The sequence below is a fragment of the Pseudoalteromonas sp. SR45-5 genome (genome assembly GCF_014163565.1).
In the GTDB taxonomy this organism is placed as follows: Bacteria; Pseudomonadota; Gammaproteobacteria; order Enterobacterales; family Alteromonadaceae; genus Pseudoalteromonas; species Pseudoalteromonas distincta.
The window spans coordinates 1-11,082 of record NZ_JACJDN010000056.1 but is presented as its reverse complement, the minus strand read 5'-3'; the positions used below and the strand labels follow the sequence as shown (position 1 = coordinate 11,082).

Here is an 11,082-nt window from a genome sequence, read left to right as displayed (position 1 = left end):
ATGTAACGCATACCGACTTTATCGCCGCCAAAATAGCAGCGACAAAGTAATTAGTTATTTAGGCGTGCAAGTTATCTTAACTTACTTGCAACGCTTACTAACTGATGAGCGAGGGCTGATACTTTTTCAGCCGTTACAGGTTCATTTATTTGCCCATTCTCATTAAACAGTGTGTGCACAGCGGGTACTGCAAGTTGATCGGCAAGTACTAACGATCCAATGCCGCTTAATATATCACGCACATGATTTAAACCGCGTAAGCCGCCAAGCCCACCAGGCGATGCTGCAAACAAAGCAACCACTTTATTACGAAAAGCAGGAACAGCACCTTGCTCTGTACGCGATGCCCAATCAATCGCATTTTTTAGTGCTGCGGTAATAGAGCCGTTGTACTCTGGGCTTGCTAGTAAAATACCGTCGGCTGTACGTAGCTTATCTTTTAAAAGCTGTACATCGCTTGGTGTACCTTGCGCTTCAATATCTTCGTTAAATAGTGGGATGTTTAATTCGTTTAGTTTTATTACTTCTACTTCAGCACCTGTTTGTAGAGCAAAACGTGCTGCCTCATTAATAATTTTTTGGTTAAAGCTTTCTTGGCGAAGGCTTCCAGCTAGGGCGATAATTTTTGGTGCTGACATGGTAGTGGCCTTTTAATGTTTTAAGTTCCATGACTAATGTAGCAAAATTTCACTTGTAGAAAACCCTAATAAACGCAACACTTGTGTGCGTATATGCACATAAGTAAAAGGTAGGCAGCATGGCGATAAAATTTGAAGATTGGCAAGACGTTAAAGTTGCGTTCGAAGTAGCACGGTTAGGCACGCTAACAGCAGCGGCCGAGGAGCTTAATGTGCACCACAGCACAGTGCTTAGGCGAATTAATAATCTTGAAAAAAACTTAAATGCACGGCTTTTTCATCGCCATGCTCGTGGCTACAAGGTTACTGAAATTGGCACCAAGTTATTTGCAACAGCACAAACAATCCATAGCTCCTTAGAGCAGTTACATAACGATATAGTAGCGGCCGATAGCACCCTTAGAGGTAGTTTGTTGCTAACGACGGTAAGTGGCTTCATGGATGTCCTTGGTGATGTATGTGAGCAATTTCAGGCGCTACATCCACAAGTGCAGCTTGAGGTTATTTTAGAACAAAAAAGGCTAAGGCTCGATCACGGACAAGCACATATTGCAGTGCGTGCAGGCCCAAGACCTGATGAAGGCGATTATATTGCTCAGCATTTGGCGCAGCTTTCATCGGGTTTATACGCTAATAAACGTTACATTAATAAATACGGTATGCCTAAATTATTAATTGATTTACAACAACATAACTTTGTATCGGGCGTGGCAGGTTTTAATGCCCGCGTGCCTTATTTTGCATGGGCTGATGAGCACATTCCTGCATCGCAAATAAAGCTGCGAGTATCTGAAACTGCAGAAGCGACTCGTGCAATCATTAAAGGGCTAGGCATTGGCGGATTACAACATGACGTAGCGGCGCAATATCCTGATTTAGTGCCTATATTGCACAGTGAGTTAAGCTGGCCTACCGATGTATGGTTAGTCACGCATCACTTAGTGCATCGTACTGCTAAAGTACAAGCTTTTGCAGGGTTGTTAAAAACACACTTTAGTAAGTTAGCTGCTAATCAATAGTTTTAGCAGCGTGTTAGCTGTATTTTAAATGATTATAGTGTTTTTTTTACTTCTATCCCTAGGCGTTTAGCCAAGCGTACTAAGTTTGCTCTATCTAATTCAAGTACTCTTGCTGCTGCTGACCAGTTGTAGTTATGCTTCTTTAATTGCTCGGTAATTACGTTGTATTGCAACGATTCTACAGCTTGCTTTAAAGATTGGTTGATTAAGGTGTTGGTTGTACTTTGGCTTGCTACTAGAGAGTTTTGCGGCGCACTCGGTGTTAAGTCACAGTGCTCGCTTGTAATGGTTATTATCGGATTTTGCCATTGGCTTTGTTTTTCTTTTAGGGCGCTGCGGCTAATGACATGTTCAAGCTCGCGCACGTTACCTGGCCAGCTGTACTGATTAAGCAGTACTTGCGCTTCAGGGCTTAGTTTTAATTGTTTTATCCCTAATTTACGGGCTATTTGCTCAATAAAATAACCAGCTAAGAGTGTTATGTCGTGCTCGCGTTTACTAAGTGGTGGCACAGTAATAGGGTAGACACTGAGGCGATGGTATAAATCGGCTCTAAAGCGACCTTGAGCTACTTCTTCTTTTAAATTTCTGTTGGTTGCGGCAATGACGCGTACATCTACGTACTTTGGCGTGTCTTCTCCTACCGTTTGTATTTCGCCACTTTGTAGCACTCGTAATAGTTTACTTTGCATGGCAAGGGGTAGTTCCCCAATTTCATCTAAAAATAACGTGCCGCCATCAGCTAATTGAAATTTACCTTGGCGCGAATTTTGTGCGCCTGTAAAAGCCCCTTTCGCATGACCAAAAAATTCACTTTCAGCGAGGTTTTCGGGAAGCGATGCACAATTTAAGTGAATAAGCAGTTGATCTTTGCGAGCTGAATTTAAGTGAATATTACGTGCAACAAGCTCTTTCCCTACCCCTGTTTCACCTAATATAAGCACGCTAAAGTTAGATGCTGCAACGAGTTTAATTTCGTTTTTAAGTGTTTGCATTAGTGGACTTTGACCAATAATTTCACCGCCGTCACGTGTTAATGCTTCACGATTTAGTTCTTGTACTAATGCACTTGAGTGCTGTGCATGCTGTTTGTAATGGGCAAGTTCTAAGGCCGTTTTAAAGTGCGCGCTACACAGCGTTTGTAAGGTATTGAGTGTATCAGCGCTTATGCTGTTAAATGCATTGGCGTTAAGGCTATCAAACGTAAGTACGCCAAGTAGCGCGTTTTTATCATAAAGAGGTAAACCTAAACATGCATGTACCGGTATGTCGCCGGTTTTAGCTAATAGTAATCCGTCGTATGGATCGGGTAGTGGGCAGTCGTGCGCAAATTGAAGCGCGAGTGTGCTTTTGCAAATAGCTTCTAGGCGAGGGTGTTCTACTATTTTAAATCGTCTGCCTAAACTGTCGGGCATTAATCCTTTAATTGCCAGTGGTTTTAATTGTTCGCCCTGAAGCACTAATAACGCACTTGCATCACTTGGAATAACCCGCTCAACCGTTGCTAGTAATTTATCAAAGCTATGCTCGTGTAGTGTACTTTGAGCAAGCTCTAGAGCAACTTGTGTAAGGTTGAATTGCTGGTTCACGTCAAAATGACCTATTTGTGTTTTTATGAGTTAATTTATAGTAGGTCATAAAGACTCACACTGTAAAGTGATTTAATTTAACTTGTTGAATTAAATTAATTAAACTTGTTGGCACAGTATGTGTAATAGCTAAGTAACGTAGTTAGTTACAGAGATCGCCATGAACACACTAATGCTGAATAATTTAAATAATCAAACACAGTTTAGTTCACTGCATGAGGCACTAGCGTGCGCTGAATACTTTTTTGCTCAGTATGGTGTAGGGCAGGAAATAAAATAATGCGCCCTATAAACTTAACTGAGCCAATGCCAGCACGCGTTGCTATTCATCAAGTATCTCAATGGTCGTTATGGATGCTAGCTTTTAGGCCTTTCTTTTTAGGCGGTGGCTTATTGGCATTTTTGTCAGTGGGGTATTGGCTACTTATTTTAACAGGCCATGCAAGTTGGCACTTATCGATACCTGCGACATTATGGCACGCGCACGAAATGCTGTTTGGCTTTGCAGGAGTTGTAGCTGTTGGCTTTTTACTTACCGCAGCACAAACGTGGACAGGCGTGCCGAGCATAAGTGGCAAAGCCCTTATGTGGCTTACGTTTATATGGCTTGCAGCGCGCTTAGCATTTTTTGTAGTACTGCCAGATATTGCTCATTTTAATTTATATGCTGCACTTACATTACAAGTTATTTGGTGGCTAGGCGCCATAACCGCGTTGGCTAATATGTTATTAAAAGCCAATAGCAAAAGTAACTATCCGTTTTTAGCTATTTTAGCTGTGCTTTGTGGGCTCAATGTATTGTATTTAATACTTGTTTTACAACAAAACATGCAGCTTGCACTTGGTGTGGTTGATACCGCAGTGCTGGTTATTACTTTACTAGTTGGCATTGTTGCGGGCCGCGTTTTACCATTTTTTACCGCTAAAGGTCTGGGGTTAGCCGCACAAGTTCGCACTCCTAAAATAGATAAAGCTGTTATGTATTTATCTATTGTGGCTATCACTTTATTTTTCATCAACAAGTTGTTTTTGAACACGATTAATCCTGCGTTAGTTGTTGCAACTGTTGCTGCGCTTCACCTGCTTAGGGCTAGTTGTTGGTGGGATAGCAAGGTATTGAGAGTGCCGTTGTTATGGTCTTTACATTTTTCCTACTTAGCGTTAGGCGTAGGGTTAATGATGGTTGCATTTAGCTTTTATAGCAGTGCAATGCAATTTAAAGATGCGCTGCACTTAATCACTATTGGCACAATAGGTATGATGATTTTAGCAATGATGACGCGTGTATCGCATGGTCATACAGGGCGGATACTCGCTATTCCTCATTACATGGCTGTTGCTTTTGCATTTTTGCTTGTGGCCGCTATTACTCGTTCATTACTCCCTTTTATTATTAGGCCTCACCTTGCTTGGCAAATAAGTGCTTTGCTGTGGTTAGTAGCTTTTTCATTATTTTTAATTCACTGCACACCTATATTAACGCGGCGTCGTGTTGATGGGCGTCGTGGTTAGTTCATCCATAGGAAATACATATGTTATCTGATAAAACCATTGAGATTGTAAAAAGCACAGTTCCGTTATTAGCGCAGGCGGGTACGGTTGTTACCGATCATTTTTATAAGCGTTTATTTAGTCATAATCCTGAGCTTAAAAATATTTTTAATATGGCGAACCAAGATACAGGTCGTCAGCAATTTGCACTTTTTAATGCATTGGCTGCGTATGCACAAAATATTGATAATTTAGCCGTATTAAAAGAAGCGCTAACACGTATTAATCATAAGCATACAAGCTTGAATATTTTACCTGAGCATTACCCTATTGTAGGTGCACACTTAATTGGTACGCTTAAAGAGCTTCTTCCTGAGCAATTTACTCCCGATGTTGAATACGCTTGGCGCGAAGCTTACGGCGTACTTGCTGATATTTGTATAACCGAAGAAGCTGCTTTGTATGAGCACAGTAAAAATAAACACGGTGGTTGGGCGGGAACTCGGCAATTTGAAATAACCAACAAACAGGCCGAATCAGAACTAGTAACGAGTTTTACACTTACGCCAGTTGATGGCGAAGCTGTTATTACACATAAACCAGGGCAGTATTTAGGTATTAAAGTTAAGCCAGAGGGCGCTGAATATGAAGAAATTCGCCAGTATTCTATTTCACAAAAAAGTAACGCTAAAAACTACCGTATTAGTGTTAAAAAAGAGCTACAGCCAAAGCCTGGCATGGTGTCTAATTATTTACACTCATTAGAGCAAGGCACTATTGTTGAGTTATACCCGCCGGCAGGAGACTTCTTTTTACGCAATAACACAAGTCCAGTGGTTCTCATTTCAGCAGGTGTTGGGCAAACGCCAATGCTGGCTATGCTTGAAACGTTATTAAGTGACAATTCTAATCAAGAGATTATGTATTTACATGCTTGCGAAAATACTCAGCAACATTCGTTTTCAAAATATTTATATGATCTAACAGCGCAGAATAACCACTTGAAAACAATAACGTGGTTTAACCAAGCGACAGAGGGCGCTGACTTTACTGGGTTAATGAACCTAAATGCAGTACAAGCACAGCTACCATTGAGTAATGGCGACTTTTACTTATGTGGTCCTGCCGGTTTTATGGCATTTATAAAAAAGCAGTTACTTGAACTAGGTGTTAAAAACGAGCAGATTCATTATGAAGTGTTTGGTCCGCATGAAGACTTGTAATAACGCTTTAAAATAGAAAAAGGCGTACAGCGATGTGCTGCGCGCCTTTTTATAAACGCTAATAAAGTGCCTTATAACTCTTTACAGGTCACACCTTCAAGTACTGTAGTAAGCTCTTTTTTAGGATAGTAAAGCTCGCATTGGTTATTACGTAGTTGCAAAATAAACTTCTCAGATTTTATATTATGCGCGCCCATAATTACTCTGCCATCAGACCCTTTACTCATTGCATGATCAATTAGCAGTTCGCTACGTTTAGTAAATACGGAATCGGAAAGTGTTACTAATGCGCCTCCCTTAGCTTGTTGAATTGCCTGTTGTAGTGTTGCAATAACGCTAGGATTAACGCTCGTTAATATAGCGGGTTTAGCGGGATCACTATTTACACTTTGGCATCCACCTAAAGCGAATAAGGTAGCTAATGGGAGTACTAATTTAGCCATTACCTTTCCTCACTCAGTGTTGGCCAAGTTAAGTCCATATTACGCTGGGTAAATTGCTCAGGCATATTTAAAGGAATGAGAGATTCACGAGAGCTTGAAAAATTAGCTGGCTCTGCTTTTGCAGCAGCCGTTCTAATTGGGCAATTGCCATTTTCAACATGAAACAATGCGGTGGCTAAAACGGCCTCGTCACTGTCGCCTAACTGATGATCAAAGTCGTCCTCAATTTCACAACCTTGAACATCAGCATCAAATTGTGGCGTAGGGGTTGGTGTAAAACCCGCAGCGTATTCGCCAAATCCTTTGCTATTTACCCCACTAAATTGAATAGTGTAATAGGTTGTTGCGCAGTTATGAGTTGGGGTAAAGCCATAGGGCTTACCGCAGGTTGTATCGCCAATTAAAATAACTTCTGCGTCTATACCTTTTAAACCATTAATAAAAGCTTCTGATGCCGAACAGGTGCCTGATGTGCTTAATACATAAACCTTCGATAAGTTTAAATCAGGTAGGTTTTCACCTGTGCTAAAAAAAGTAGAGTAATCTATTTCTTCATCAATAAATGGAAAAGGCGAATCAACGGGTTGTTTATCGTTTTGTTGAGTTTGATAATAAAAGCGGTTGTTAACGTTGGCATTACCGGCAACCATATAAGCTAATTGTGCCGACAGTGCTAATAAACCACCACCGTTATATCTAAAGTCGATTACAAGCTCATCAATACCATCGGTTTTAAACTTATTTACTGCATCAATAAGCCCTTCTTGGGCAATGCTTATATGACTATTAAATTGCATGTAACCCACGCTTGAACCATTTGCGGTTGTAATTGTTTTAACATTTTGAACCGGTGTTTGTTCAATATTGCCAGCGGTTACATTAAATGTTTTTTCGGCGCCATCGTTACTGCGTACAACAATAGTGTGTGAGTCGCCGTTAGTTGGGCTAAATAAGCCTTCGTTAAGCGTATCTACACCCGACTGTGTATTGGTATTAATGCTAACACCGTCAACTGAAAGTACAGTATCACCACGTTGAAAGCCTATTTGGCTTGCAGGTGAATCATCTTCAAGATAAGCGACGCGTAAAATACGGTCGGCTGTATCGCCAATAAACGCCCAATTTATACCGTAACCAGAAGTAACGCCCGATTGCGCTTCTTGAAAGTAATCTTCAGTAGGTTCTGAAAAATGAAAGTTATCTTTTTTTGCCCCTGAGTCGGTAAGCTGCTCTGTTTTTAATTGGGCAAAATAATCGGCTACTGTGGCAAAGCTTTCAGGATCGTTATCGGCAATCTCATCATACCAAAGGTAGGTTTCGTCGCTCCAAGAGCGAAGCCAGAGTTTTTCGTAAAGGGCAGAACCGGCTTGATCTGGGTAAGGCTCGTTGTTATTAAAGGGATCGTTACCCGTACGCGGGGTTTCGCAAAAGTTTTTTAAATCGTTAGAGGGTTCAAATACACCCGCAGTCCATGTTGGACTGCTACTAACAGGTGTTGTAACTACAGGGGCTGAGTCGATACCGCTACCGCCGCCGCCACAACCGGTCAAAGCAAAGCCCGCAAATGCAGTGAAAATGGCAAGCGAGGTTTTATTATTTTTAAACATAGGTAAGGGCTTTTTTGTAAATAAGTTGTTTAAAATATTACAACACTCGCTCGTTTATTCAACATTTATAACTTTGATTTATGTAAATGAGTGTTAAAGCTTAGAGCTTGCTCGCACTACTTGTATCTGCGAATGCTTGCTTTTGCCATGCATTAAATAACTTTTGCTGTTTATCAGAGATTTTTAAACCGTATGTTTTTTGCATGTAAGCGTAGGTGTCAGCTATACGTTTTCGTGCATAAACAGGCGGTTCAACTACACGTTGCTTAAAGTTTACTTTTACTTCGCAACGACCATATTGTGTGGCGTTTTCGCTAAGCATACCAAAACGATAATTAGAGCGATCGGCATTAATTTCGCCAATAGCTGGCGCTAAGTTATTTATATCAGCTTCCATTTTTCTAAATTTAGCACTTACTTTACGGCAGTTTTTACGCCCGCCATCTTGCCAGCATTGTAGCTGGTGACCAAATTCCCACGCCGGAACAATGTGCTCCCACTCAATGCGTAGTGCTCGCACATTTACTTTACCTGAGCGGGTAAGGGTATTTCGAGGAATGTAACCACAGTTAGACGGGTCAGGAACGAGTTTTTTGCCTTCTTTTTTAATATCACAGCCGCAGTAAATGCTTTTGGCGTTGTCAGGTAGGGTTTTAATTAAATGTCTTTTAGCCGTTGAAAAACGGGTAAATTGTTCGGCTGATACCGAAACGCACACACAACAAGCCAATAAGGCCAGAATAAATCGAGTCATATCCATCACAAATGTGAACTACAGGAATAGGCAGTTTAAAGCCTTGAAGATAAAAGATAAAGTTAACTTAAGGCCTACGCTTATATTAATAAAAAGTGCCTGATTAATTTTTTACTCAAAGTTATTTTCACTATTCATTTATTTCTCACTATTTATCGTATTTTAACCACACAAGGTTACCCGTTAAGGAGTATGCTTAAAGCTTACTCAATATGAGGATTTGGATTGCAAATGAAATTTGTTGATTATTATGCAGTGCTTGGAATATCGCCTGATGCAGATGATAAAGCGGTTAAAGTAGCTTATAAAAAGTTAGCCAGAAAATATCACCCAGATGTAAGCAAAGAGCCTCAAGCAGAAGATAAGTTTAAAGAAATAGCAGAAGCTTACGAAGTCATCCATAACAAAGAAGAACGCACTAAATACGACGAGTTACGTCGTCACCAACAAAATCGTGCTCGTCAACAGCAAGGCCATTATGGTGGTAACAATGCCTCTTCGCAAAGTAATTATCAGCAAAGCGATCCTCAAACCGACCAAGAGTTTTCTGACTTTATTAATTCAATGTTTGGCGGAGCTGGTGGATTCGATCGTTCCGGGCAGAGCAGAAGTAACGCCGCTCGCGCGCAAAAAGGACAAGATGTGGAAATAGAGTTCCCAATTTTTCTTGAAGAGACTTTAGTTGATACCGTTAAGCCTGTTGAGTTTATGTTACCGCAGCGAGGCAGCAGTGGCCGTGTCACTGAAATTAAAAAATCACTTAAAGTGAAAATTCCTGCAGGCTCAGTAAATGGCGAGCGAATTCGACTAAAAGGGCAAGGCGGATTAGGGTCAGCTAATGGGCAAAATGGCGACTTGTATTTACAAATTAGTTTAGTGCCTCACCCATTATTTGATGTTGAAGGTCATAACCTAAATATAGTTGTCCCTCTTGCACCATGGGAAGCGGCTCTTGGTACAAAGCTAAATTTACCTACGTTGACAGGAAACATCCAATTAACTATTCCTTCTAATAGTCAGTCTGGTCAACGCTTGCGTATTAAAGGTAAGGGATTAATGAGTAAAAAAGCTAAAGGTGATTTATTTGCTGTGCTTAAAATTGTTAATCCAACATCTGTTGATGATGCCAGTAAAAAACTGTGGGAAGAATTAGCCAAAAAAGCTCACTTTGATCCCCGTAATAACTGGAGCAAGCCATAATGCAAATTATCGTGACACAAAAAGACGATTTACTTACTAGCAAAGAGCTATGTTTGAGCAGTGATATTAGCGAAGCAATTTTATATGAGCTAGTTGAGCATAATATTGCGGTTCCAATTGAGGGGGATCATGTTACGCAGTGGCAATTTACGGTATCTGCAGTGACCTTAGTTAAAAAAGCGGCCCGTATCCAACATGACTTTTCGTTAGATTGGTCGGCAATAGCTTTAGTTTTACAATTGCTGGATGAGCGTGATGAGTTGATTTTCGAAAACGAAATGTTAAAGCGACATTTGAGTCGATTTAAGCACTTGGAATAAAATAAGCCCTAGGCTTATTTACTCTTTGATAAGTGGGCGCTAGCTTTCAAAAACCAATATGACTACTTTGATTTATTCTTATTTTTAATTCGGATAAATCGTTTTAGTCGTATATTTTGTATAAGTAGTAATATTCCACTTAAACAAAAAAGTACACTGGTTGCTGAAAAGCTAATAAGCAGTAGATTATTAAAATTCTCTCGCTCATCGTAATCCATAATATGTAACATCCAAAAAAAGTCGAATATTCGCCATAGCGTGCTGCGAACGGTAACAACTTTGCCGTTATTTTCTGACAAGTACAGTGTTGTGTTAAATGTGTCGTCAAATTGTACCTGCCAAACATTGGTTTTATATCCAACTTCTCGCATACCTTGCTTTAGTAGTACAGCGCTTGTTACTTGAGCGTCAATAAGTAAGTGTGCTTTAGCATTTGCGGTAATTTGTATTTTAGTTGGCGGTTCAAATGGTCGGCCTGTTATTCCATTGAAGCTTTGCTGCTCGTTATTACTAAAGACAGTAATAAGTGGTGTAGTTAAGAAGTTCTCAAAAATTATTTGTGTTGGATTAACCACCTGAGAGGCAATATCGTCAAGGGAGGCAACATAATCAGCCTGCGTAAATGGGTTATTAAGAGTACGTGTTGCAAGATGCTCCCCATGAACTTTATCAAGAGGGATTGCACTCATAATTAAACCACCTAGTAACCATGCTAAAATTTGTAGTGCTAATAAATATCCTAACCATTTATGTAACTTGCGAGCATGTTTAAATATTTTTTTATTCATGTTTTAGTCT

Annotated in this window: 11 protein-coding genes; 5 read left to right on the top strand and 6 right to left on the bottom strand. The window is 40.3% G+C overall.

All coding sequences use genetic code 11. The annotated features are described in order from the left end of the window. Window positions 1-71 precede the first annotated feature (71 nt). Window positions 72-638, bottom strand: coding sequence for an NADPH-dependent FMN reductase (locus H5072_RS03915; RefSeq protein ID WP_008138682.1), 567 nt, complete (start codon window positions 636-638; stop codon window positions 72-74). Window positions 639-757: 119 nt separating this feature from the next. On the opposite strand from H5072_RS03915, the gene H5072_RS03910 reads away from it, so the two are divergent. After that, entirely contained in the window at window positions 758-1,657 is a 900-nt protein-coding gene (locus H5072_RS03910) for a LysR family transcriptional regulator (RefSeq protein ID WP_138489798.1), read from the top strand. A gap of 32 nt (window positions 1,658-1,689) precedes the next feature. Here the strand turns inward: H5072_RS03910 and norR are convergent, their stop codons facing one another. Beyond that, window positions 1,690-3,246 (bottom strand): nitric oxide reductase transcriptional regulator NorR, encoded by a 1,557-nt coding sequence (gene norR / locus H5072_RS03905; RefSeq protein ID WP_182692766.1) that lies wholly within the window; start codon window positions 3,244-3,246, stop codon window positions 1,690-1,692. Between the two features lie 279 nt (window positions 3,247-3,525). Here norR and H5072_RS03900 point away from each other — a divergent pair, with 279 nt between their 5' ends. Both H5072_RS03900 and hmpA read left to right on the top strand, forming a co-directional pair. Continuing rightward, window positions 3,526-4,758, top strand: a complete 1,233-nt coding sequence (locus tag H5072_RS03900; protein ID WP_182692765.1) for an NnrS family protein — start codon at window positions 3,526-3,528, stop codon at window positions 4,756-4,758. Between the two features lie 20 nt (window positions 4,759-4,778). Beyond that, entirely contained in the window at window positions 4,779-5,960 is a 1,182-nt protein-coding gene (gene hmpA, locus H5072_RS03895; RefSeq protein WP_024605008.1) for an NO-inducible flavohemoprotein, read from the top strand. 71 nt (window positions 5,961-6,031) lie between these two features. On the opposite strand, the gene H5072_RS03890 is transcribed toward hmpA, so the two are convergent. The 3 genes from H5072_RS03890 to H5072_RS03880 all read right to left on the bottom strand — a co-directional run bounded on the left by H5072_RS03890 (window position 6,032) and on the right by H5072_RS03880 (window position 8,764). Further along, entirely contained in the window at window positions 6,032-6,403 is a 372-nt protein-coding gene (locus H5072_RS03890; protein ID WP_024605009.1) for a hypothetical protein, read from the bottom strand. Then, the gene (locus H5072_RS03885; RefSeq protein ID WP_182692764.1) at window positions 6,403-8,010 is read right to left on the bottom strand and encodes a S41 family peptidase; all 1,608 of its coding nucleotides are present in this window, start codon (window positions 8,008-8,010) and stop codon (window positions 6,403-6,405) included. Before H5072_RS03885 ends, H5072_RS03890 begins: the two co-directional genes overlap by 1 nt. 100 nt (window positions 8,011-8,110) lie before the next feature. Then, entirely contained in the window at window positions 8,111-8,764 is a 654-nt protein-coding gene (locus H5072_RS03880; RefSeq protein ID WP_149603346.1) for an endonuclease, read from the bottom strand. Window positions 8,765-8,995: 231 nt separating this feature from the next. Here H5072_RS03880 and H5072_RS03875 point away from each other — a divergent pair, with 231 nt between their 5' ends. Both H5072_RS03875 and H5072_RS03870 read left to right on the top strand, forming a co-directional pair. Beyond that, the gene (locus H5072_RS03875; protein WP_182692763.1) at window positions 8,996-9,964 is read left to right on the top strand and encodes a DnaJ C-terminal domain-containing protein; all 969 of its coding nucleotides are present in this window, start codon (window positions 8,996-8,998) and stop codon (window positions 9,962-9,964) included. Continuing rightward, entirely contained in the window at window positions 9,964-10,284 is a 321-nt protein-coding gene (locus tag H5072_RS03870) for a chaperone modulator CbpM (RefSeq protein WP_024599636.1), read from the top strand. The genes H5072_RS03875 and H5072_RS03870 overlap by 1 nt, the downstream gene beginning before the upstream one ends. A gap of 62 nt (window positions 10,285-10,346) precedes the next feature. Here the strand turns inward: H5072_RS03870 and H5072_RS03865 are convergent, their stop codons facing one another. Beyond that, the gene (locus tag H5072_RS03865) at window positions 10,347-11,072 is read right to left on the bottom strand and encodes a hypothetical protein (RefSeq protein ID WP_182692762.1); all 726 of its coding nucleotides are present in this window, start codon (window positions 11,070-11,072) and stop codon (window positions 10,347-10,349) included. Window positions 11,073-11,082 lie beyond the last annotated feature (10 nt).

Excerpts from the sequence above, each read along its gene's own strand:
- H5072_RS03915 (WP_008138682.1), bottom strand. The coding sequence starts at position 638 with ATGTCAGCACCAAAAATTATCGCCCTAGCTGGAAGCCTTCGCCAAGAA.
- H5072_RS03910 (WP_138489798.1), top strand. The coding sequence starts at position 758 with ATGGCGATAAAATTTGAAGATTGGCAAGACGTTAAAGTTGCGTTCGAA.
- H5072_RS03900 (WP_182692765.1), top strand. The coding sequence starts at position 3,526 with ATGCGCCCTATAAACTTAACTGAGCCAATGCCAGCACGCGTTGCTATT.
- hmpA (WP_024605008.1), top strand. The coding sequence starts at position 4,779 with ATGTTATCTGATAAAACCATTGAGATTGTAAAAAGCACAGTTCCGTTA.
- H5072_RS03890 (WP_024605009.1), bottom strand. The coding sequence starts at position 6,403 with ATGGCTAAATTAGTACTCCCATTAGCTACCTTATTCGCTTTAGGTGGA.
- H5072_RS03885 (WP_182692764.1), bottom strand. The coding sequence starts at position 8,010 with ATGTTTAAAAATAATAAAACCTCGCTTGCCATTTTCACTGCATTTGCG.
- H5072_RS03880 (WP_149603346.1), bottom strand. The coding sequence starts at position 8,764 with ATGACTCGATTTATTCTGGCCTTATTGGCTTGTTGTGTGTGCGTTTCG.
- H5072_RS03875 (WP_182692763.1), top strand. The coding sequence starts at position 8,996 with ATGAAATTTGTTGATTATTATGCAGTGCTTGGAATATCGCCTGATGCA.
- H5072_RS03870 (WP_024599636.1), top strand. The coding sequence starts at position 9,964 with ATGCAAATTATCGTGACACAAAAAGACGATTTACTTACTAGCAAAGAG.
- H5072_RS03865 (WP_182692762.1), bottom strand. The coding sequence starts at position 11,072 with ATGAATAAAAAAATATTTAAACATGCTCGCAAGTTACATAAATGGTTA.